This is a genomic window from Streptomyces sp. R33, from assembly GCF_041200175.1.
GTDB lineage: Bacteria > Actinomycetota > Actinomycetes > Streptomycetales > Streptomycetaceae > Streptomyces > Streptomyces katrae_B.
This window is the reverse complement of the sequence record NZ_CP165727.1, coordinates 2,838,653-2,860,364: the sequence shown is the minus strand read 5'-3', so window position 1 is coordinate 2,860,364 and position 21,712 is coordinate 2,838,653. Positions and strand designations below refer to the sequence as shown.

General features: G+C 72.4%; 16 protein-coding genes. 9 read left to right on the top strand and 7 right to left on the bottom strand.

What is annotated here, in order from left to right; genetic code table 11:
- Positions 1 to 72: 72 nt before the first annotated feature.
- The 4 genes from infB to truB all read left to right on the top strand — a co-directional run bounded on the left by infB (position 73) and on the right by truB (position 5,045).
- Positions 73 to 3,207: a translation initiation factor IF-2 gene (infB, locus tag AB5J51_RS12815; protein WP_078987280.1), complete on the top strand. Its 3,135-nt coding sequence runs from the start codon at positions 73 to 75 to the stop codon at positions 3,205 to 3,207.
- A gap of 153 nt (positions 3,208 to 3,360) precedes the next feature.
- On the top strand, positions 3,361 to 3,654 hold the full coding sequence (locus tag AB5J51_RS12810; RefSeq protein ID WP_053786177.1) for a DUF503 domain-containing protein: 294 nt from the start codon (positions 3,361 to 3,363) through the stop codon (positions 3,652 to 3,654).
- Between the two features lie 27 nt (positions 3,655 to 3,681).
- Positions 3,682 to 4,140 carry a 30S ribosome-binding factor RbfA gene (gene rbfA / locus AB5J51_RS12805; protein ID WP_053786178.1) on the top strand — a complete coding sequence of 153 codons (459 nt, stop codon included), beginning with the start codon at positions 3,682 to 3,684 and terminating at the stop codon, positions 4,138 to 4,140.
- Entirely contained in the window at positions 4,137 to 5,045 is a 909-nt protein-coding gene (gene truB / locus AB5J51_RS12800; protein ID WP_053786179.1) for a tRNA pseudouridine(55) synthase TruB, read from the top strand. The genes rbfA and truB overlap by 4 nt, the downstream gene beginning before the upstream one ends.
- 208 nt (positions 5,046 to 5,253) lie before the next feature.
- Here truB and AB5J51_RS12795 read toward each other — a convergent pair whose 3' ends face one another.
- On the bottom strand, positions 5,254 to 5,946 hold the full coding sequence (locus AB5J51_RS12795; protein ID WP_369777753.1) for a hypothetical protein: 693 nt from the start codon (positions 5,944 to 5,946) through the stop codon (positions 5,254 to 5,256).
- A complete protein-coding gene (locus AB5J51_RS12790; RefSeq protein WP_234382033.1) occupies positions 5,943 to 6,545 on the bottom strand; it encodes an RNA polymerase sigma factor in 603 nt (200 codons plus the stop codon). Before AB5J51_RS12790 ends, AB5J51_RS12795 begins: the two co-directional genes overlap by 4 nt.
- A gap of 228 nt (positions 6,546 to 6,773) precedes the next feature.
- On the opposite strand from AB5J51_RS12790, the gene AB5J51_RS12785 reads away from it, so the two are divergent.
- Complete coding sequence (locus AB5J51_RS12785) at positions 6,774 to 7,730, top strand: bifunctional riboflavin kinase/FAD synthetase (protein ID WP_369777752.1); 957 nt, start codon at positions 6,774 to 6,776, stop codon at positions 7,728 to 7,730.
- 85 nt (positions 7,731 to 7,815) lie between these two features.
- Here the strand turns inward: AB5J51_RS12785 and AB5J51_RS12780 are convergent, their stop codons facing one another.
- The 3 genes from AB5J51_RS12780 to eccE form a co-directional block, all read right to left on the bottom strand.
- Entirely contained in the window at positions 7,816 to 10,326 is a 2,511-nt protein-coding gene (locus AB5J51_RS12780) for an SCO5717 family growth-regulating ATPase (protein ID WP_369777751.1), read from the bottom strand.
- 756 nt (positions 10,327 to 11,082) lie between these two features.
- Complete coding sequence (locus AB5J51_RS12775) at positions 11,083 to 11,781, bottom strand: hypothetical protein (protein WP_053786182.1); 699 nt, start codon at positions 11,779 to 11,781, stop codon at positions 11,083 to 11,085.
- Positions 11,778 to 13,052, bottom strand: a complete 1,275-nt coding sequence (gene eccE, locus AB5J51_RS12770) for a type VII secretion protein EccE (protein WP_053786183.1) — start codon at positions 13,050 to 13,052, stop codon at positions 11,778 to 11,780. Before eccE ends, AB5J51_RS12775 begins: the two co-directional genes overlap by 4 nt.
- Positions 13,053 to 13,328: 276 nt before the next feature.
- On the opposite strand from eccE, the gene eccB reads away from it, so the two are divergent.
- The 4 genes from eccB to AB5J51_RS12750 all read left to right on the top strand — a co-directional run bounded on the left by eccB (position 13,329) and on the right by AB5J51_RS12750 (position 17,096).
- Entirely contained in the window at positions 13,329 to 14,891 is a 1,563-nt protein-coding gene (gene eccB / locus AB5J51_RS12765) for a type VII secretion protein EccB (protein ID WP_053786184.1), read from the top strand.
- Positions 14,892 to 14,908: 17 nt separating this feature from the next.
- Complete coding sequence (mycP, locus tag AB5J51_RS12760) at positions 14,909 to 16,180, top strand: type VII secretion-associated serine protease mycosin (protein WP_369780251.1); 1,272 nt, start codon at positions 14,909 to 14,911, stop codon at positions 16,178 to 16,180.
- Positions 16,181 to 16,394: 214 nt separating this feature from the next.
- Positions 16,395 to 16,730, top strand: coding sequence for a hypothetical protein (locus AB5J51_RS12755; protein ID WP_030303610.1), 336 nt, complete (start codon positions 16,395 to 16,397; stop codon positions 16,728 to 16,730).
- Positions 16,731 to 16,787: 57 nt separating this feature from the next.
- Positions 16,788 to 17,096, top strand: a complete 309-nt coding sequence (locus tag AB5J51_RS12750) for a WXG100 family type VII secretion target (protein ID WP_053786185.1) — start codon at positions 16,788 to 16,790, stop codon at positions 17,094 to 17,096.
- A gap of 82 nt (positions 17,097 to 17,178) precedes the next feature.
- Here the strand turns inward: AB5J51_RS12750 and AB5J51_RS12745 are convergent, their stop codons facing one another.
- Both AB5J51_RS12745 and eccCa read right to left on the bottom strand, forming a co-directional pair.
- Positions 17,179 to 17,424, bottom strand: a complete 246-nt coding sequence (locus tag AB5J51_RS12745) for a DUF397 domain-containing protein (protein ID WP_053786186.1) — start codon at positions 17,422 to 17,424, stop codon at positions 17,179 to 17,181.
- Between the two features lie 146 nt (positions 17,425 to 17,570).
- Positions 17,571 to 21,536 (bottom strand): type VII secretion protein EccCa, encoded by a 3,966-nt coding sequence (eccCa, locus tag AB5J51_RS12740; RefSeq protein WP_053786187.1) that lies wholly within the window; start codon positions 21,534 to 21,536, stop codon positions 17,571 to 17,573.
- Positions 21,537 to 21,712: the final 176 nt, after the last annotated feature.

The following is a 21,712-nucleotide window of genomic DNA, read 5'->3' as shown; positions in this document are numbered from 1 at the left end:
TCGATGAGTACGCGATGAGTACGCCCATGAAGTAGCGACGGTCCGGCGTAACCCGGACCTAAAAGGAGCGAAGTGGCTAAGGTCCGGGTATACGAACTCGCCAAGGAGTTCGGAGTTGAGAGCAAGGTCGTCATGGCCAAGCTCCAGGAACTCGGTGAGTTCGTCCGTTCGGCGTCCTCGACGATCGAGGCGCCGGTTGTACGCAAGTTGACTGACGCACTGCAGGGGCCCGGCGGCAGCGCCGGCAAGTCCGCTGCGAAGCCGGGTGCGCCCCGCAAGGCTGCGCCCGCCAAGCCCGGGGTTCCCACCCCGGGTGCTGTTGCACGTCCCGCTGCCCCCAAGCCCGGCGCCCCGGCCCCCAAGCCGGCCGCTGCCGAGGCTCCGGCTCCCAGCGCGTCCGCCCCGGTGACTCCGGCCGCTTCCGGCCCGCGTCCCGGTCCCAAGGCTCCGGCCGCCCCGAAGCCCGCTCCGGCGGCTCCCGTGGCGACCGAGTTCTCCGCGCCTCCGGCGGCCCCGGCCGCCCCGGCGCGCACCGAGCGTCCCGCCGGTCCCGGTGCGACCCCCGGCCCGCGTCCGGCGCAGCAGCGTCCCGCGGCCCAGGGTGGCCAGGCCGGTGCCCGTCCCGGCGCCCCGCGTCCGGCCGGCTCCGCCCCCGGCGGCCAGGGACAGCGTCCCGCCGGTCCCGGTGGCCAGGCCCCGCGTCCGCAGGGCGCCCGTCCGGCCGGTCCCCGTCCGGGCAACAACCCGTTCACCTCTGGTGGCTCCACCGGCATGGCGCGCCCGCAGGCGCCCCGTCCGGCCGGCGCTCCCCGTCCCGGTGCCCCCGGCGCCGGTGGCGGCCAGGGTGCTCCCCGCCCGCAGGGTGGTCCCGGTGGCGCTCCGCGTCCGCAGGGTCCCGGTGCGGGCCGTCCGACCCCGGGCGGCATGCCCCGTCCGCAGGGCGGCGCCCCGCGTCCCGGTGGCGCTCCCGGTGGTAACCGTCCGAACCCGGGCATGATGCCGCAGCGTCCCGCTGCCGGTGGTCCCGGTCCCCGTCCCGGTGGCGGCCCCGGTGGCCGTGGTCCCGGTGCCGGTGGCCCGCGTCCCGGTGGCGCCGGTCGTCCCGGTGGCGGCGGCTTCGCCGGCCGTCCGGCCGGTCCGGGCTCGCGTCCCGCGGGCGGCGGCGGCTTCGGTGGCCCGCGTCCGGGTGGCGGCGGCTTCGGCGGCGGCCCGGCCGGCGCCGGTGGCGGCGGTCGTCCCGGCTTCGGTGGCCGTCCCGGCGGTCCCGGTGCCCGTGGTGGCACGCAGGGTGCCTTCGGCCGTCCCGGCGGGCCCGCCCGTCGCGGTCGCAAGTCGAAGCGTCAGAGGCGCCAGGAGTACGAGGCCATGCAGGCCCCGTCCGTCGGCGGCGTGATGCTGCCCCGCGGCAACGGCGAGACCGTTCGCCTGTCGCGCGGTGCGTCCCTCACCGACTTCGCGGAGAAGATCAACGCCAACCCGGCGTCGCTGGTCGCGGTCATGATGAACCTCGGCGAGATGGTCACTGCCACGCAGTCCGTCTCCGACGAGACCCTCCAGCTCCTCGCGGGCGAGATGAACTACGAAGTTCAGATCGTCAGCCCGGAGGAGGAGGACCGCGAGCTCCTCGAGACCTTCGACATCGAGTTCGGCGAGGACGAGGGCGGCGAGGAATACCTCATGCCGCGTCCGCCGGTCGTCACCGTCATGGGTCACGTCGACCACGGCAAGACCCGACTGCTCGACGCCATCCGCAAGACGAACGTCGTTGCGGGCGAGGCCGGCGGCATCACCCAGCACATCGGTGCCTACCAGGCGGGTACCAACGTCAACGGTGAAGACCGCAAGATCACCTTCATCGACACCCCCGGTCACGAGGCGTTCACCGCCATGCGTGCCCGTGGTGCCAAGTCGACCGACATCGCGATCCTCGTGGTCGCGGCCAACGACGGCGTCATGCCGCAGACGATCGAGGCGCTGAACCACGCCAAGGCCGCCGGCGTCCCGATTGTCGTCGCGGTCAACAAGATCGACGTCGAGGGTGCCGACCCGGTCAAGGTGCGCGGTCAGCTCACCGAGTTCGGTCTGGTCGCCGAGGAGTACGGCGGCGACACGATGTTCGTCGACATCTCCGCCAAGCAGGGTCTGCACATCGACTCCCTGCTCGAGGCCGTCATCCTCACCGCCGACGCCTCGCTCGACCTGCGCGCCAACCCGGAGCAGGACGCTCAGGGTATTGCGATCGAGTCCCACCTCGACCGCGGCCGCGGTGCCGTCGCCACCGTCCTCGTCCAGCGCGGTACCCTCCGCGTCGGCGACACGATGGTCGTGGGCGACGCCTACGGCCGAGTGCGCGCCATGCTCGACGACAAGGGCAACAACGTCGAGGAAGCGGGTCCGTCGACCCCCGTCCTGGTCCTGGGTCTCACCAACGTCCCCGGCGCCGGCGACAACTTCCTCGTCGTCGACGAGGACCGCACCGCCCGTCAGATCGCCGAGAAGCGTGCTGCGCGTGAGCGCAACGCCAACTTCGCCAAGCGCGTCCGCCGGGTGTCCCTGGAAGACCTCGACTCGGTCCTCAAGGCCGGTCTGGTCCAGGAACTCAACCTCATCATCAAGGGCGACGCGTCCGGTGCGGTCGAGGCCCTCGAGTCCTCGCTGCTCCAGCTCGACGTCGGCGAAGAGGTCGACATCCGCGTCCTGCACCGCGGTGTGGGTGCGGTCACCGAGTCCGACATCGCCCTGGCGATGGGCTCCGACGCCATCGTCATCGGTTACAACGTCCGTGCGGCCGGCCGTGCCGCGCAGATGGCGGACCGCGAGGGTGTCGACGTCCGCTACTACTCGGTGATCTACCAGGCCATCGAGGAGATCGAGGCGGCCCTCAAGGGTCTGCTCAAGCCGGAGTACGAAGAGGTCGAGCTCGGTACGGCGGAGGTCCGCGAGATCTTCCGCTCGTCCAAGCTGGGCAACATCGCGGGTGTTCTCATCCGCTCCGGCGAGGTCAAGCGCAACACCAAGGCGCGGCTCCTGCGCGATGGCAAGGTCATCGCCGAGAACCTCACCATCTCCGGTCTGCGCCGCTTCAAGGACGACGTCACCGAGATCCGCGAGGGCTTCGAGGGTGGTATCAACCTCGGTTCCTTCAACGACATCAAGATCGACGACGTCATCGCGACGTACGAGATGCGCGAGAAGCCCCGCGCGTAAGCGCGAGGCGGTTCGTACCGTGTCGTAACACCGGGGCCGGTCGGCGGAATATCCGTCGATCGGCCCCGGCCGTTGCGTGTACGGTTCTGGTGACCCTGCCGCGCGACGGCCGGCAGGCCACCGAACCCGCACCGGCGGGATATCCGGAACTGAATGTACGTGGGGACTCTGTCCTTCGATCTGCTCCTCGGCGACGTCCACTCGCTGAAGCAAAAACGCTCCGTCGTCCGGCCCATCGTGGCCGAGCTCCAACGCAAGTTCTCGGTCAGCGCGGCCGAGGTGGGGGACCAGGATCTGCACCGCAGGGCCCGTATCGGGGTCGCGCTGGTCAGTGGGGACGCGGGGTTCCTCTCGGATGTACTGGACCGCTGTGAGCGGCTGGTCGCGGCACGTCCGGAAGTGGAGCTGCTGTCGGTGAGACGGCGGCTGCACGGTGATGAAGACTGATTGCAAGACAAAGAAGGAGACGGACCAGTGGCCGACAATGCGCGGGCGAAGAAGCTGGCGGACCTCATCCGGGAGGTGGTGGCCGAGAAGCTGCAGCGTGGTGTCAAGGACCCCCGCCTCGGTACGCACGTGACCATCACGGACACCCGGGTCACCGGCGATCTGCGGGAGGCCACGGTCTTCTACACGGTCTACGGTGACGACGAGGACCGCGCCAGCGCGGCAGCGGGTCTCGAAAGCGCCAAGGGCGTACTGCGCTCCGCGGTCGGCCGGGCGGCGGGCACCAAGTTCACGCCCACCCTGACCTTCGTCGCGGACGCCCTCCCGGAGAACGCCAAGACCATCGAGGACCTCCTCGAGAAGGCGCGGACCTCCGACGCCCACGTGCGGGAGGTGTCCTCCGGAGCGCAGTACGCCGGCGACGCCGACCCGTACAAGAAGCCCGATGAGGACGCCGACGACGCCGAGGACGCAGCCTCCGAATGAGCAACAACGCAGGGAAGACGCCGGACGGGCTTGTCATCGTCGACAAGCCGTCCGGCTTCACTTCGCACGACGTGGTCGCCAAGATGCGCGGGATCGCCAAGACCCGCCGCGTCGGCCACGCCGGCACGCTCGACCCGATGGCGACGGGCGTGCTGGTCCTGGGCGTCGAGAAGGCCACCAAGCTCCTCGGCCACCTCGCGCTCACCGAGAAGGAATACCTCGGGACGATCCGCCTCGGCCAGAACACCCTGACGGACGACGCGGAGGGTGAGATCACCTCTTCGACGGACGCCTCCGCGGTGACCCGCGAGGCCGTGGACAAGGGCATCGCCAAGCTGTCCGGCGAGATCATGCAGATCCCGTCGAAGGTCAGCGCCATCAAGATCAAGGGCGTGCGCTCCTACAAGCGCGCGCGGGACGGCGAGGACTTCGAGATCCCGGCCCGGCCGGTGACCATCTCCTCGTTCCAGGTGTACGACATGCGGGACGCAGAGGCCGAGGACGGCACCAAGGTCGTCGACCTCGTCGTCTCCGTGGTCTGCTCCAGCGGTACGTACATCCGCGCCCTGGCCCGTGACCTGGGCGCCGACCTCGGCGTCGGCGGGCACCTCACCGCGCTGCGGCGCACCCGGGTGGGCCCGTACAAGATCGACCGGGCGAGGACCCTGGACCAGCTCCAGGAGGAGCTGACCGTCATGCCGATCGGCGAGGCGGCGGCCGCCGCCTTCCCGCGCTGGGACCTGGACGCCCGGCGGGCCTCGCTGCTCGCCAACGGCGTGCGGATCGAGATGCCGGACGCGTACCCCGCCGGGAAGACGGTGGCGGTCTACGGGCCGGAGGGCCAGCTGCTCGGCCTCGTGGAGAGCAAGGGCGGCAAGGCGAAGTCGCTGGCCGTCTTCGTCTGATCCGCTTTGTCGTGGAGCGGTGAGCGCACATCGCCTGCTGCTCACCGCTCCACGACCCCCCTCGGGTAGGTGTCTATCCAGCCGGGCCCCCGAATTCACCCGTCCGAGCAGGCGCGCGGGGTGACTGAGGGAGCACAAGGGGGCGCTTTCCGCAGCGCAGGCTCCTGTCGGCGCCCGTTTCCCGCCGAGGCCGGCCTCGTGCCCCCGACTATCTTTTCGCTGCCTCCCGCAGCTTGACGAGCGCCTCGCTCGGCAGGCTCTCGGGCGCTCCGGGGCCGCTGGGACCGCCGGCGGGCGCGTAGGTTCCCGTGGGGTTCACCAGGGGCCCGTCGGTGCCCCAGCTGAAGACGTCGGGGATGCAGGACGGCACCAGCGAGGTGCGCAGCGAGCCGAAGGAACCTCGCCAGGGGCCCTTCTCGTGCATCGTGAAGACGAGGGTGTGCCCCGCCGGAAGCGTCGTTGAGTTGATCTTCAACAGAGGTCCGTCGCCCTCGCTCGTGAGGAGCCCGTTCGCCTCGTCGAATCCGCCGGGCGGCCATTCGGAGCACTCGTTCGCCGGCTTCACGGGGATCCTCGTCAAGCTGACCCCCAGCGCGCGGAGCTCGCGCTCCAGGCCGGGCAGTCCCCCGGGATTGAACAGCTTGACCGTGATGGTGCCGTCGCTGCTCTTCGTCAGGGCGTACGCGGGAGCACCGCCCCCGTCTTCGCCGACGACCGGCAGGGCGACCAGAAGGCCGGCGGCCGCCGCTGCTGCCACGCCGAGGGCGAGCGGCATCCTGAACCGCCGGGCGGGGGAGCGGACGGTGAAGTCGGTCTGCTCCTCGATCCTGCTCCGGTCGGCGGCGATCGCCAGGAGCTCCTCCTTGAGGCGCTCCTCGAACCGGGTGGGCCTGCTGTTCATCGTGCTGCCTCCAACAGGTGTGCAGGGACGGCGTGTTCGGAAGGTGTGGGCGCGTTCCGCAGAATGCGCCGGGCGCGGTGCAGGCGGACCCGGACGGTGGCCTGGGTGACGCCGAGGGCCTGCGCGGCCTCGGCCGGGCTGAGCCCGTCCACGACGACCAGGTCGAGGACGGCTCGAAGCGGCTCGGAGAGGGCGGCATGTCTCTGCGCCATCGCCCGGAACGCCCGCTGGGCGTCGATCCGCTCCTCCAGCGCGGCGACGTCCTCGTCGTCGAGCAGCCGACGGCCGCTGAGCCGCTCCAATGCGCCGCGCTCGCGGGCACGGCCGCGGGCATGACCCGCCAGGACATGCCGCGCGATGCCGTACAGCCAGGCGACCGGGACGCCTCGGTCGGCCCGGTAGCCCGGAGCGGCCTTCAGAGCCGCCAGGAAGATGTCGGCCGTCAGGTCCGCCGCCAGATGCGGGTCGGCGACGCGGCGCGTGACGAACCCCAGAACCGCCTCTATGTGCTCCTGGTAGAACGCCCCGAATCCTTCGGGTGTGGTCAGATCCGGCGGTCCGATTCCCGCCGGCACGGTCTCCTGCTCGGTGCTGCCCACCGGGCCCCCTCCCTGGTGTCCGGGACCCGTACCGGTCCCTCTACCCCTTACTTGGCCGCATCCGCCCCCACCGTTACATCCCCGAGCCGGGGCCCCGCCCTGCCGAGATGACACAGAGCGCCCCCAGCCAGATGCCGATGCGGGGCCCCGGGCACGGGCATGGCAGTCTTAGACCTGCAATCGGCAACCAGGACAGGGCCTACACGGTTCGGGCGAGGAGCGGTCACAGTGCAGCGCTGGCGTGGCTTGGAGGACATCCCCCAGGACTGGGGACGCAGCGTCGTCACCATCGGCTCGTACGACGGTGTGCACAGGGGCCATCAGCTGATCATCGGGCGGGCCGCGGCCAAGGCCCGCGCGCTCGGCGTCCCGTCCGTCGTCGTCACCTTCGACCCGCACCCCAGCGAGGTCGTGCGCCCCGGCAGCCACCCGCCGATCCTGGCCCCGTACGACCGCCGTGCCGAACTGATGGCCGGGCTGGGAGTGGACGCGCTGCTGATCCTGCCGTTCACGGCGGAGTTCTCGCAGCTCTCCCCGGCCGACTTCATCGTCAAGGTGCTCGTCGACAAGCTGCACGCGCGGGCCGTCATCGAGGGCCCGAACTTCCGCTTCGGCCACCGGGCCGCCGGAAACGTCGACTTCCTCCGCGAGCTGGGCGGCACGTACGACTACGAGGTCGACGTCGTGGACCTCGTCGAGCGCGGCGCGGCGGGCGGCGGCGTGCCGTTCTCCTCGACCCTGGCTCGAAAGCTGGTCGCGGAGGGAGACATGGCGGGTGCAGCCGAGATCCTCGGACGGCCGCACCGGGTCGAGGGCGTCGTCGTACGCGGCGCCCAGCGCGGGCGCGAGCTCGGCTACCCGACGGCCAACGTCGAGACCGCCCCGCACACCGCCATCCCGGCGGACGGCGTGTACGCGGGCTGGCTCACGGCCAACGGCGAGCGGATGCCGGCGGCGATCTCGGTCGGCACGAACCTGCAGTTCGACGCCACCGAGCGGACCGTCGAGGCGTACGCGATCGACCGGATCGGCCTGGACCTGTACGGCCTGCACGTGACCGTGGACTTCCTCGCGTACGTGCGCGGCATGGCGAAGTTCGAATCGCTGGACGGCCTGCTCGAGGCCATCGCCGACGACGTGAAGCGGGCCCGGACGCTCACCGAGGCGTACGACGCGGAGCACTGAGCCGCGGGCGGCCGCCCCGGCGCGCACGAGAAGGGCCCGTACCTCCCCGGGGAGGTACGGGCCCTTCCTGCTGCCGTCGCCGGCGTCAGCCGAGGCGCGGGTCGCGCGGGGGCTGCTGCGGGTGCTGGGGCTGCTGGGGCGGCTGCTGCTGAGGCTGCCAGGGCTGGCCGGGCTGCGGATACGGCTGGGCGTACGGCTGTGGCGGCTGCTGGTACGGGGACGGGCCCTGGGGCTGGCCGTACGGCTGGCCCTGCGGCTGCGGCTGCTGCGGTGACTGGTGCGGCTGGGGCTGCTGCAGCTGGGGCTGCTGAGGCTGCTGAGGTGCTCCCCAGTGGCCCTGGGGGGCCTGCTGGGCGGCACGGACGAAGTCCTCGGCCACGAGCGCGGAGAGGTTGAAGTACGCCTCCCGGGTCTTCGGCCGCATCAAGTCGAGGTCGACCTCGGCACCGGCCGCGAGGTGCTCGTCGAACGGCACGACGACGACGCCGCGGCAGCGGGTCTCGAAGTGCTGCACGATGTCCTCGATCTTGATCATCTTGCTGGTCTCGCGGACCCCCGAGATGACGGTGAGCGAGCGGGAGACCAGGTCGGCGTACCCGTGCGCGGAGAGCCAGTCGAGCGTCGTGCTCGCGCTGCTGGCACCGTCCACCGACGGGGTCGAGATGATGATCAGCTGATCGGCCAGGTCCAGGACGCCGCGCATGGCGGAGTAGAGGAGGCCGGTGCCCGAGTCGGTGAGGATGATCGGGTACTGGCGGCCCAGCGTGTCGATGACCCGGCGGTAGTCCTCGTCGTTGAACGTCGTCGAGACGGCGGGGTCCACGTCGTTGGCGATGATCTCCAGGCCGGAGGGGGCCTGGGAGGTGAACCGCCGGATGTCCATGTACGAGTTCAGGTACGGGATCGCCTGGACCAGGTCCCGGATGGTGGCCCCGGTCTCGCGGCGGACACGGCGGCCGAGGGTTCCGGCGTCGGGGTTCGCGTCGATGGCCAGGATCTTGTCCTGGCGCTCGGTGGCGAGGGTCGCGCCGAGGGCGGTGGTGGTCGTGGTCTTGCCGACGCCGCCCTTGAGGCTGATGACGGCGATGCGGTAGCAGGACATGACCGGGGTGCGGATGAGCTCGAGCTTGCGCAGGCGCTCGGCCTCGGCGGCCTTGCCGCCGAAACGGAACCCGGAGCGCTGGGGCTTGGGCTTCTGCTTGCCGCGCAGGAGCCGGTCGGAGGACAGCTCGACGGCGGCGGTGTAGCCGAGGGGCGCCCCGCCGCCGGCCGGGCCGGGCTGGTAGCGGGGATCGTGCGGCTGCGGGCCCGGCTGGGGCCCGGCGGACCACTGGGCGCCGCCGGTACCGGGGTCGTACTGCGGCTGCTGCTGCAGGTGCTGCTGGTGCTGCTGCGGTACGGGCGCGGGGGCCGGGGCCGGTGCGGGCTGCGCCGGCGGGAAGGCGTAGTCGCCGACGGGCGGCTGCGGGTCCGGCTGGGGCTGCGCCGGTGCGGGCGCCGGCGGGAAGCCGTACCCGTCCTGGGGCGCGGTGGCGGCCGGTGCGGGGGCCGGGGGGAAGCCATACCCGTTCTGGGGCGGCGGCGGGAAGCCGTACCCGTCCTGGGGTGCGGTGCCGGCGGGGCGGGGGGCCGGCGGGAAGCCGTAGCCGTCCTGCGGAGCCGTGGTGGCGGGGAACGCGGGCGGCAGCGCCGGAAGTTCGCCTCCGGGTCCCCCGAAGGGGGCTTCCACGGGCGGGTGAACCGCATCCACGGGGGTGACGGGCTCCGGGGCCTGCGGTACGGGGGCCGCAGGGACGGCGTCGGCGACGGGCGCGGGAACGGGCGCGGGAACGGCGTCCCGGGGAGCCTCCGGAGCCGCGGGCTCGGGGTTCGCGAACGGGATGGCCGTCCCGTCAGGCGGCGTGGCGTGCCGCTGGACGGGGGCGGATCCCTCGGAGGAGGCCTTCACGAGCGGTCCGGGTGCGTCGGCGGGAGCCTCGGCGGAGGGCATGTCGAGGGGCGCCGGGGCCGGTTCCGGGGCCGGTTCCAGGGCTGGTGTCGGCGTCGGCACGGCGGGTGCCTTGTCCAGGGTCAGGCCCGCCGAGGGCAGGCCGGGGTGGCCGGCGGGTGCCGGTGCCGGCGGAGCCGGTACCTCGGCGGGTGCCGGGAGCGCCGCGGGCGCGCCGGTGGGGTCCGCCGGTTCCGGGGCCGGGGCCGGGAAAGTCGTGGGGGCGCCCGTGTTGTCGGCGAGCGCCGGGGGCGGGAAGGCCGCAGGCGGGGTGGCGTTGTCGGCCGGCGTGCTGAAGGGTGCCGGGGCCGCCGGGGCCGGCGCCGGGAACGGCGAGGGCACGCCCGCGCCGTCCGACGGGGTGCGCGGGGCCGGCGGGGCGATCCGCATCGTCGGGGGCGAGGCCACGTCCGACGGGCGGTGGGGTTCGAAGCCGCTGCCCTCGGGGAGGCCCGGTACCGGCGTGGCCGGGGCCGCGCCCTGCGTGTACCAGGCCGGTGGGGTGTAGTCGATGGTGAACTCGCCCGTCATCTCGGGCTCCGCGTCGGACTGATCGTCCGTCGGGACGTCCCAAGTCCCGCCGCGCCTCTCGTTCCGATCGCCGCTCACTGGTCCTCCTGGTCTGTCGAACACTGGTCCGGCGCCCACCTCGACGCCGCGCCCGCGCCCAGCCTAATCGCGTGCCGACACCGGTGTCCGCCCCCGTTGGACGTCCCGCGGTGCGGGGGCCCTTGCGGGCCGGCTCGGTGCCGTCGTCCTTGCCGTCCTGCCTACAGGGTGGCTGCCTCCTGAGCAACCGTCACCGGCCCGGTGGGGTCGGGCGTGGTGCCGCTGCGCGGGGCTGTTCTCCCCGCCCCGCCCTTTCTCCGTTTCCCGGACTCTGCCCGGACCCGCGCCTCAAACGCCGGCGGGGCTTGATGGTGTCGGCGGGCCTGGAGCGGCCCTGGGGCTCCGCCCCGTTCCCGGTGCCCGTCCGGCCCGCTGCGCCCGCCCCCACTCGAACGGCCCGCCCAGCCCGTCCGGCCAGCGTGACCCGTTCGGAGCGACCACCTGCCCCGGCCAGCATGGTCCGCCGGGCCAACCTGGCCCGCGTGGCCCGACCGGCCTGGGCGGTCCGCTTGGCTCGTCCTGCCCGGCCGCCACGGCCGTACCGGCCCCAGCCCGTCCGGCGCGTCCAGCCCGTCCGGCCCACCCAGCCCGTCCGGAGCGACCACCCGCCCCGACCGGCCGGCCCCGGCCCGCGCGGCCCGGCTGCGTCGGCCCCAGCCCGGGCGGCACACAGCCGACCGGCCCGGCCGGCTCGCCCGGCTGATCGGGACCTCCCCGCCGGACCTCGTGGCAGCGGTGTGGGTGGGCATCCGGGCGTCAGTCGATGCGGCGGGAGGGGCCCAGGAGGCCTGTTTCCGGTTCCGTGCCTTGGGTCATCACGAACTGGCGGTCCCTCGGCGTGCACCACAGGGTGACGCCGTCGCCCAGCGTCGGCAGGGAATCCACCGCCGCCCGCGGCAGGTTCATCAGGCGGCCGAGCTGCTCCGCCTCGTCCGGGGACACCCGCTGGACGCCCACCAGCGACGAGTTCTGCAGCAGCCTCGGCGCCGTCGGGCTCAGGTACGGCAGCAGGGTCAGCACCGACTGCCAGGGGCCCGCCACCACGCGCCCGCGCGGCGGCCGCATCCCGCAGTCGCGGATCACCAGCACCGGGCTGCCCGCCGACGCGCCCTGCGGCGGCACCCGGCCGACCTCGTGCAGCGTCACGCACTGCTGGCCGCCGCCCGCCGCCTGGGCCAGCCCGGACCACACCTGCCCGCGCCCGGTCTCCACCGCGACCCGCGCGCCCGTGGCCGCCGCGCGCAGCGCCAGCACCTGCGCCGTCCACAGACCGCCGATCAGCGTCACCTCGTACGGCGTCGGCCGGTTGATGCCGAGCACCGCCGGACGCCCCTCGGCGTCCACGCCGATGACGACCCCGTCGTCCCCGACGGGCAGCGCCAGCGCGTCCAGGTCCACCGCGGGGACCGCGTGCCGTTCCCGGCGCGGGCCGATCAGCCCGAACCCGCCCCTCATCGCGCCCCTCCCAGCGGCAGCGAAGCCAGCAGCCCCGGTACCTGTTCACGGTCGAGCCGGACCAGCCCGGTGCGCACACCGCGGGCCGTCCGTTCCAGTTCCCGGCGGGCCGCCACGAGTTCCTCGTCGCTGCGTCCCGTGACCCGGACGTGGCCGGTCAGCGTCACGCCCCGGCGCTCCGCCGGAGCCATCGTCAGGCTGAAGTTCGTCGCCAGTGCCGGCAGCGAGGTCAGCAGCGCCACGAACTGCGGCAGGGACGCCGCCCCGCTGCCGCCGAGCTGTGGCCAGCGGCCTATCCAGTACGTGGTGTGCCGCCGGTCGTCGCAGCGCCAGATCCGCGCCGTCTCCTCCGTCCGACGGCCGGTGCTCGCCGAGCGCCCCGCCTGCGTGATCGCCATCGGGTTCGCGCACGAGGAGGTGGCCAGCGCAGCCGTCAGCTCCTGCTCGGTGAGCACGGTCGCCCGGAAGCCGGCCCCGGTCAGCCGGCTCGCCAACTGGTCGGCCGCCCGCACCACACAGCGCTGCGCACCCGCGAGCCCGCCGCCGCGCGCGGTGACCGCCTCGGGGCACAGCTCCGGGTCGAGCTTGAGCGCGATCCAGGTCAGCCGCACCGCAGGAGTGCCCGTGGCGGCCTGCAGCGGCGCGTAGTTGCGGGTGGCCATCGACTGGGCCGGCAGATGCGGGGCAGGCGCCGGCTGAGTGTGCTGCACCAGCTGCGCCGACTCCAGCCGGATGCCGTCGACTTCGAGGATGTCCCGTACGAGTGCCAGCGGCAGCGGCCGGGCTCCGCGGTCGGGCCGCAGCGCGGTGGCGTCCGTGTCCACCTGGACGACGGCGGTCAGGAACGTCCCGTCACCGACCATCCCGACGGGCCGCCGGTCGCGGTCGCTGAACGTGAGCGTCCGCAGCGCCGGATCGGCCTCGACGAGCGGGGCCAGCCCCGGCTCGGTACCCGCCGGCACCGCGAACGACGCGGCCCGGCGCCGCCGGGTGCGCAGCGCGAGCGCGCCGCCGATCCACTCGGGCAGGGAGCGCTGGTGGCGGCGTACGACGGCGAGCACCACCAGGACGAGTGCCAGGACACCGGCGGGGATCAGCAGCATCGGCTCCACGACCCAGGCCACCAGCAGGGCGGCCACGGCGATCTGGAGCAGTACGAGTTGTTGCAATCGGAACGGGCCGAAACGGCCCGGGCTCGACTTCGGATACGGCGTCACCCCGCCGCGTGCGGGTGCGGGTGCACCCGTCTGCGGCTGCGTCGCGGTGGCCATCACTCGCCCACCTCCCCTTCCCGGGGCCGTACCCCGTGAGTGCCGGAGCCGGGCGCTGCCCGCTGCATGACCCCGGATCTCCCCAATCCACCCCAACAAGCCCTGAATACCCCGACGACCCCTGAATCGCGCGGCCCGGAAGACAGTGAGCGGCGGCCTCACCCTACCCGGCCCCTACGCACCCTCCGTCAAGAGGCATAGTAGGTCCCCGGTCCGACAATCGAGGCCCGGGGACCGTACTCACCGACCGGGCCGTGCGGGGAGAAGCAGGCGGTCATGGCATCACGACGTGATGAACTCAACGCGTACACCTTTGCGAAGCGGCGCACGGTGGCCGCGTTCCTCCAGCCTTCCGCCACGGGGTCGGAGGAAGGTGCGCCGCGTCCGCTGCGCGCGGTCCTGCCCGGGCTGGTGGCGGGGGCGCTCGTACTCGCCGCGTTCGGTGCCTGGGGAATGTTCAAGCCGCAGGCGCCCAAGGGCTGGGACGAGGCCGGCACCAAGGTCATCGTCGGCAAGCAGTCGACGACCCGGTACGTGGTGCTGACGACGAAGGTGAACGGCAAGGACCAGACCCGGCTGCACCCGGTGCTCAACCTGGCCTCCGCCCGACTCCTCCTGGATCCGCAGAAGTTCAAGGTCATCCAGATCGACGACAAGGTCCTGGACGCGGGCAAGCCGCCGCGCGGGCCCATCATCGGCATCCCGTACGCCCCCGACCGGCTGCCGGCCCCGCAGGACGCGGGCAAGGCGAAGCGCTGGGCCGTCTGTCAGGCGCCGGGCGGCAACGGCAAGACCGTGCAGACCGCGACGTTCGTCCTCGCCGACCGCGAGGCGGGACTGATGGACGACGCCCGCAAGGTCACCGACAGCCAGATGCTGTACGTGCAGAGCACCGGCGGGGCCAAGGAGCGCTACCTGGTCGACGCGACGGGGACGAAGTACAAGTTCCCCGAAGGCGGCCCGGACGCCGGGAAGATGACCAACGCGCTGGTCGGCAGCACCGGCGCCACCCCGCAGCAGGTCACCGAGACGTGGCTGGCCACCCTCAACTCCGGGGACGACCTGGCCTTCCCGCAACTGCCCGTCGCGGCCGGCACGAAGGCCGACGTGCAGGGCCTGACCACCGGTGACAACAAGGTCGGGATGGTGCTGAAGGCGCAGACCGGCTCCGGTACGCAGCACTACGTCGTCCTGCCCGGGAAGGTCGCCCCGGTCTCCGACTTCGTCGCATGGCTGCTGATCTCGGCGCCCGCGACCGACGGCCTCAACATGCACGGAAAGCCCCGCGAGGTCGACCTCCAGTCGCTCAACCCGGACGCCACGGCGTTCAAGGGCGAGGCCAAGTGGCCGCAGAAGAAGTCCGACCGGATCAACCAGCCCGCCGGCTCCGGCGCCCGCGACACCGTCTGCAACGTGCTGCGCTCGGTCGACGGCCAGGGCAACCAGACGCTGAGCACCTGGGCCGGCACCGGATTCCCCATCGACATCACCGCCAGCGGCACGAGCGCGTACGTCACGCCCGGCTCGGGGCTGCTCTACACGCAGGTGCAGGGCAAGCAGACCACCGCGGGGGGTGCACTGTTCCTGGTCACCGACACCGGTCTGCGGTACGCGGTGCAGGCCAACGGGGACAGCGACGCCGAGAAGTCGAAGATCGGCGCCCCCGACCAGCCGAACGGCCAGGCCGGCGCGGACGGCCGCCCCGAGGCCAGCCAGGCGCAGATCAGGCTCGGCTACGGGACGGTGGTACCGGCCATGGTGCCCATCGCCTGGTCCGAGTTCCTCTCGAAGGGGCCGCGCCTGGACACCAACTCCGCCCGCCAGCCCCAGGGTTCGTGAGGACGCCGCCGATGCCCATGTCCCCGTACACGCGCAGCGCACTCGCCACCGCGGCCCTCGCCGTGGCCGCCCTGTCCGGCACGACGGCGGCGGCCGCGACCGGTACCGCCGCGGCGGCGGCCGCACCCCACCCGGAGCCCGTCAGTGCCCCGGCCCTGGACCTCGCGGGCGCCGGCGAGTGCACCTTCCCCATGAAGAAGCAGATCGCCGACCGCCCCTGGGCCCTGCAGCGGCTGCTGCTCGATGCGCTCTGGGCGCAGACCAAGGGCAAGGACAAGAACGGCAAGCCCGTCCGCGTCGCGGTCATCGACACCGGCGTGGACCGGGCGAACCCGCAGCTCAGCGGCGCCATCGACGTCGGCGCCGGCAAGGACTTCGTCGACCCCAAGGGCGGCGACGGCACGACCGACACGGTCGGCCACGGCACCAAGGTGGCCGGGCTGATCGCGGCCCGGCCGCAGGAGGGCACCGGCTTCGTCGGCCTCGCCCCCGACTCGACGATCATCCCGATCCGGCAGAACGACGGGCAGGGCAAGGGCAACGCCCTCTCCCTGGGCCAGGCGATCGACCACGCGGTGTCCAAGGGCGCCCAGGTCATCAACATCTCCCAGGACACCGACGTCCCCCTGAGCGCCGACTCGGAGCTCGGCAAGGCGGTCCAGCGGGCCGTCGACGCGAAGGTCGTGGTCGTGGCCTCGGCGGGCAACGACGGCATGAGCGGCGAGAAGCGCAGGACCTACCCGGCGGCCTTCCCCGGCGTCCTCGCCGTGGCCTCCTCGGACCGCAACAACGAGCGGGCCGCCTTCTCCCAGCCCGGCGACTTCATCGGCGTCGCCGCGCCCGGCGTCGACATGGTCTCCACCGTCCCCGGCTTCGGCCAGTGCATCGACAACGGAACCAGCTTCTCGGCGCCCTACGTCGCCGGAGTCGCCGCCCTGCTGCGCGCCGAGCACGAGGACTGGACCCCGCAACAGATCATCTGGCAGATCCAGGGCACCGCCGAGCGCTCGGTCAACGGCCGTGACGACTACGTCGGTTGGGGCGTCGTCGACCCGGTGCGCGCGGTCACCCAGGACCACGAGGTCCCCAAGGCGCCCGTCCCGGATCCCGGTCCGCCCCCGGCGGCCGCCCCCGAGGCGGCGGCGCTGCGGATGACCGAGTCGGCGCAGGAGCGCGAGGAGCGGTTCGGCACGTACGCTCTTGGGATCACGGGCGTGCTGATCGCGGTCATCGCGGGCACGGCGACGGTGGTCCGGGACGCCCGCAAGCGGCGAGGCCGTTTGCAGTGAACCGTCACAGTTCATCTACGGAAGCGGCCCACTGGTGTTGGGGCTGTCAGATGAACTGGCTAGAGTGACACCAGGCTTCACGACTGTGATCGGGGGATCGCGTGAGGCGGAGGGGGATTTCCGGCGGCGCGTGGCTCAGATCCGCGCCCGGGACCTCCCTTCCGCTGCGCAATCCGCCGGTTCTGCCGGCGAATTGAGAAGTGAGGAGCTTCGGATGAGCAATTTCGGACTCGCAGACGATCCGATCGTCCAGGCGAAGAACAAGATCGAGACGACGGCCCGTGCCGTCACCACCCAGTCCCGTGAGCTGGCCGACATCCTCGCCACGGTGAGTGCCGGCTGGACCGGTGTGGGTGCCTCGGGCTTCGTCTCCGCCCAGACGGTCGTCAACGAGGACCACGACGAGATCCGTCGTCTGCTCGGGGTGCTGCACAACGCGGTCGCGCAGACCAAGAACCTCAGCAACGCGCAGGACGACGACGTGCGCGCGGCGTTCAAGACGGTGCAGGCCTCCGCAGGCCAGGGCGGCTCCGGCCTCAACGGCATCTGACCTGCCCTTTCCGTCTTTACGTCGTTTCCCACTCAGCTCAGCGCGAAGGAGAAGAACATGGCTGGTTCCGACGGCCACACCAAGGTCCGGTATGAGAGCGTCCAGGAGATGGCGAACCGCATCCGCGTCGTCTCGAAGAAGATCATGACGGACCTGGAGGAGATGGACCAGGCCCTCAAGGTCGTCACGGACACCTGGGACGGTGAGGCGCACCAGGCGTACGTCACCCTCCAGGGGAAGTACAAGGGCAAGGCCGACCACATGCACAAGCAGCTCGAGCAGGTCGCCGCGCTGATCGAGCGCGGCAAGGGCGACTACCGCGCCACCGACGTGAAGGCCTCGCGCCTGTTCACCGAGGCCTACTGAGCCAGGTCGACCGCAGTCGCCTGCGGATACGGGGCGCGCCCGCACCGGGCGCGCCCCGTCGTCGTACCCCGGGGTACCGGCCTCAGCGGGAGCCGCGGTCGAGGTCGAACTCCCCGTCCCTGGCACCGAGCACGAACGCCTCCCACTCGGCCGCCGTATAGCGCAGGACGGTGTCCCGGTCGAGCGAGGACCGCATGGCCACGGCGCCCTCGGGCAGCCGGGCGATCTCGACCCGCTCCTCGTCGGGGCTGGTCCCGGGCGGGCCCTCCCACTCCACGCCGCTGATGTCGAGCGCGTACAGCTCGTCCTTCTCCTGCTGAGTGCCCATGTGCGGCCTTTCCCTCGGCGGTGCGGTGCTACCGCGGTCTTCACCGCCGATTATCGGTGCTGCGGGGCGGGCCGGGGGAGTGTTCCCGTTGATCAAAGGAAAGCGGGGCCCGGTCCGACCGGGCCCCGCTTCTCGTCAGCCGACTCCTACATCCCCGGCAGTCGCCCCAGCTGTACGAGCGACGTGCCGCGCTTGCGCGAGGAGAAGTACGCCCGGCCCGGCGGCATCGGCCGCGGCCGGACGTTGCCGATCAGGTCACCCTCGGACGGGTCGCCCGACAGCACCACGCCCTGCGCGCCGAGCTCCTTGAAGCGCTGCATGAACGGCTCGTACATGGAACGCGAGGCGCCCGCCGAGTTGCGCGCGATGATGAAGCGGACACCCGTGTCCCGGGCGAACGGCAGGAACTCGACCAACGGGGCCAGCGGATTGCCCTGGCTGGTGGCCACCAGGTCGTAGTCGTCGATGACGATGAACACGTCGGGGCCGGTCCACCAGCTGCGGTCGCGCAGCTGCTGCGGAGTGACGTCGGTCGGCGGCTGCCGCCGGGAGAACACCCCGCCCAGCGCCTCCATGTGCGTCTGCAGGGAGCTCGCCATCGGCGCGTACTCCAGCAGGTGCTCCTCAGGCAGCGCACCGAGCAGGCTGCGCCGGTAGTCGCCGACGACGAGCCGGGCCTGGTCCGGGGTGTACCGCTCCGCGATCTGCTGGCAGATCAGCCGCAGCAGGTTCGTCTTGCCGGACTCGCTCTCGCCGAACACGAGGAAGAACGGGTCGCTCTCGAAATCGACGAACACCGGCTCCAGGTCCGTCTCGTCGATGCCGATGGCCAGCCCGCGGCCGGGGTTGTCCCCGCCCCTGGGTAGCTGGTCGGCGTGCAGCAGGCGGGGCAGCAGCCGGACGCCCGGAGCAGCGGCCCCCGCCCAGTTCTGCTTCACCAACGACACGAAGGCGGCCGTGGCCTCCGACAGGTCCTCCGGGTCGTGCGCACCGTCGATCCGCGGCAGCGCGCCGAGGAAGTGCAGCTTCTCCGCCACCTGCCCGCGGCCCGGCATCCCCGTCGGGACGTTCGCCGCGACCTTGCGGTCGAACTCGGAGTCCATGACGTCACCGAGCCGCAGCTCCAGCCGGTTCAGCATCTGGTCCTTGAGCGCGGCGCGCACCTCCATGTACCGCGCCGCCGTGATCACCACGTGGATGCCGTAGCCCAGACCGCGCGAGGCGATGTCCGTGACCACCGACTCCAGGCCTTCGTACTCGGTGCGGAAACCGCCCCAGCCGTCGATGACGAGGAACACGTCGCCCCACGCCTCGCCGGGCAGCTCGCCGGCCGCACGCCGCCGCCGGTACGTGCCGATGGAGTCGATGTTGTTCGCGCGGAAGAACTCCTCGCGGCGGTTGAGGATGCCGCCCACCTCCGCGACCGTACGCCGTACCCGCTCCGGGTCCAGGCGCGAGGCGATCCCGCCCACGTGAGGCAGCTCGGCGATCGACGACATGCTGCCGCCACCGAAGTCCAGCCCGTAGAACTGCACCTCGCGCGGCGTGTGCGTCAGCGCGAACGAGGCGATCAGCGTGCGCATCAGCGTCGACTTGCCCGACTGCGGACCGCCGACCACCATCATGTGGCCCGCCGCACCCGAGAAGTCCCGGTACAGCACCTCACGGCGCTGCTCGAAGGGCTTGTCGATGAGGCCGAGCGGCACGACGAGCCCGCCGGGCCGCGTGTACCCCTCCGCGTGCAGCCCCCGCTCCGCCGAAGGCGCCAGCGCCGGCAGCAGCTGGTCCAGCGGCGGGGCCTGGTCGAGCGGCGGCAGCCACACCTGGTGCGCCGGCACGCCCTGGCCCTCCAGCCGGGCCACGATCACGTCCAGCACCGTGTCCGCGAGGGCGTCGTCCTCGCGTTCCGACTGCGCCGCCAGGTACGCCGGGTCCGGCGCCGCGTACACGACCGGCACCGGTGTCGCCGTGAAGAGCGCGGGGCGCCGCTCCACGGGGAACAGGCCGACCGACAGGTCCGGCCCGCCCGAGCGGTAGGTGCCCGACACGTACGCGGCCTTGAACCGCGTCATCTCGTCCGTACCGAACTTCAGGTATCCCGAACCCGGCACCGACGGCAGGTGGTACGCGTCCGGCACGCCGATCGCGGTCCGCGACTCCGCCGCCGAGAAGGTCCGCAGGCCGATCCGGTACGACAGGTACGTGTCCAGCCCGCGCAGCTTGCCCTCCTCCAGGCGCTGCGAGGCCAGCAGCAGGTGCACGCCCAGCGAGCGTCCGATGCGGCCGATCTGGATGAACATGTCGATGAAGTCGGGCTTCGCGGTCAGCAGCTCGCTGAACTCGTCGATGACCAGCACCAGCGAGGCCAGCGGCTCCAGCGGGGCACCCGCCGCGCGCGCCTTCTCGTAGTCGTGGATGTTCGCGTAGTTGCCCGCCGAGCGCAGCAGCTCCTGTCGGCGCTGCAGCTCACCGCGGATCGAGTCGCCCATGCGGTCCACGAGCGTGAGGTCGTCGGCCAGGTTGGTGATGACCGCGGCCACGTGCGGCATCTGCCCCATGCCCGTGAACGTCGCACCACCCTTGAAGTCCGCGAGGACGAAGTTCAGCGTCTCCGAGGTGTGCGTGACCGCGAGGCCCAGCACCAGCGTGCGCAGCAGCTCCGACTTGCCGGAACCGGTCGCGCCCACGCAAAGGCCGTGCGGGCCCATGCCCTCCTGCGCGGCCTCCTTGAGGTCCAGCATGACCGGCGCGCCGTCCTCGCCGACACCGATCGGCACGCGCAGCCGCTCGCCGGCCGACCGCGGCCGCCAGGTCCGGGCCACGTCGATCGAGGCCGCGTCGCCCAGGTTCAGCAGGTCCGTGAAGTCCAGGTTGGCCAGCAGCGGTTCGTCGTCGTCCCCGCCGCCGGTGCGCAGCGGCGCCAGCTGCCGCGCGAGCGCCTCCGCCGCGGGCAGCGACAGCGTGTCCGGTACGCCCTCGTACGCGATCCCCGCGCCCGACTCCAGCCGCAGCCGACCCGGCCGCACCACGACCGACAACCCGCCGCGCGGCTCGTCGAGCTCGCCCGCGACCACCTCGACGATGGTCACGCCCTGCAGTCCCTCGGCCGCCGCGAACGCCGAGTCCGGCGGCACCAGGCCGCCCCGGGAGTTCGCGTCCAGCACGACGACCAGGTGCGGCTGGTCCAGCACCGGGGACACGTCCCGGCTGAACCGCGGCCGCCCCTCCAGACGCGGCGCGAGCAGCCCCTCCAGCTCGGCCAGGTCATCGCTGAACAGCCGCTTCGTACCGGCCCCGTCGACCTGCCCGGGGACCTGCGTGTGCGGCAGCCACTTCGTCCAGTCCCACGCGGGCACCGCGCCGGGCGCGGCCACCACGGCCACCACCAGGTCCTCGGGGGAGTGCAGCGTCGCCAGCTGCGCCACCAGCGCCCGCGCCGCCCCGCGCGCCGACTCCGGCTCGCCGGACACCGTCACGTGGTAGAACGCCCGCAGCGACACCGCCACCGGCAGCCCGTCCAGGGACGAGTGCACCTTCAGGAAGCGCTGCATCGCGCCCGCCGTCAGCGGCTCCAGCTCGTCCACGGGCGCCGTGTCCGGCGCGACCAGTGGAGTCGCGAGGCGCTGCGCGCCCAGCCCGAGCCGGGCCTGGCCGAAGTCCTCGTCGCCGACGCGCCGCTCCCACAGCCGCGAACCCTCGGCCACCACCGACCACAACTGCTCCGGCGCCGGGTGCAGATACAGCTGCGCGTCGCGCTGCGCCCGCGCGGTCCTGCGGACCTGACGTCGGGTCTGCGCAAGATATTTCAGGTAGTCCCGCCGCACATCGGCCATTTGCCCCTGCGTACCGCGCCGGTGGCGCACCAGCTGGGCGAGGACCATGCCCACCGTGGACACCAGCATCAGCACACCCATGATGCGCATGAAGGGCGCCGCACCCGGCATGAAGAAGAAGACGACCGACGAGCCCATGCCGAGCATCGGCAGGAGCTGCATCAGCATGCCCTCCTGCTGCCCGCGGGGAAGCTCCGGCGGAGCCTCCAGCCTCAGCTCGTCCGAAGGAACTTCGGGCGGCAAGGACCGCGGCGGGCGTTTGACGACGATCTGACTCACCGGAGCATCAATCCCTCGAAAACGGACGGGACGTCGCAACCGGCGCCCCCAAGTCCCGGGCGCGAAGGGGGTCTCCCCTGCGCGACGGTGATCCTACTTGCCGACAGTCACTCATACTCCCGGTAGGGTGGCCCGCGCAGTATGCGCATCCGCGAATCCAAGGCGAGAGCCCATGC

Excerpts from the sequence above, each read along its gene's own strand:
- AB5J51_RS12810 (WP_053786177.1), top strand. The coding sequence starts at position 3,361 with ATGTACGTGGGGACTCTGTCCTTCGATCTGCTCCTCGGCGACGTCCAC.
- truB (WP_053786179.1), top strand. The coding sequence starts at position 4,137 with ATGAGCAACAACGCAGGGAAGACGCCGGACGGGCTTGTCATCGTCGAC.
- AB5J51_RS12795 (WP_369777753.1), bottom strand. The coding sequence starts at position 5,946 with ATGAACAGCAGGCCCACCCGGTTCGAGGAGCGCCTCAAGGAGGAGCTC.
- AB5J51_RS12775 (WP_053786182.1), bottom strand. The coding sequence starts at position 11,781 with ATGAGGGGCGGGTTCGGGCTGATCGGCCCGCGCCGGGAACGGCACGCG.
- eccE (WP_053786183.1), bottom strand. The coding sequence starts at position 13,052 with ATGGCCACCGCGACGCAGCCGCAGACGGGTGCACCCGCACCCGCACGC.
- eccB (WP_053786184.1), top strand. The coding sequence starts at position 13,329 with ATGGCATCACGACGTGATGAACTCAACGCGTACACCTTTGCGAAGCGG.
- mycP (WP_369780251.1), top strand. The coding sequence starts at position 14,909 with ATGTCCCCGTACACGCGCAGCGCACTCGCCACCGCGGCCCTCGCCGTG.
- AB5J51_RS12755 (WP_030303610.1), top strand. The coding sequence starts at position 16,395 with ATGAGCAATTTCGGACTCGCAGACGATCCGATCGTCCAGGCGAAGAAC.
- AB5J51_RS12750 (WP_053786185.1), top strand. The coding sequence starts at position 16,788 with ATGGCTGGTTCCGACGGCCACACCAAGGTCCGGTATGAGAGCGTCCAG.
- AB5J51_RS12745 (WP_053786186.1), bottom strand. The coding sequence starts at position 17,424 with ATGGGCACTCAGCAGGAGAAGGACGAGCTGTACGCGCTCGACATCAGC.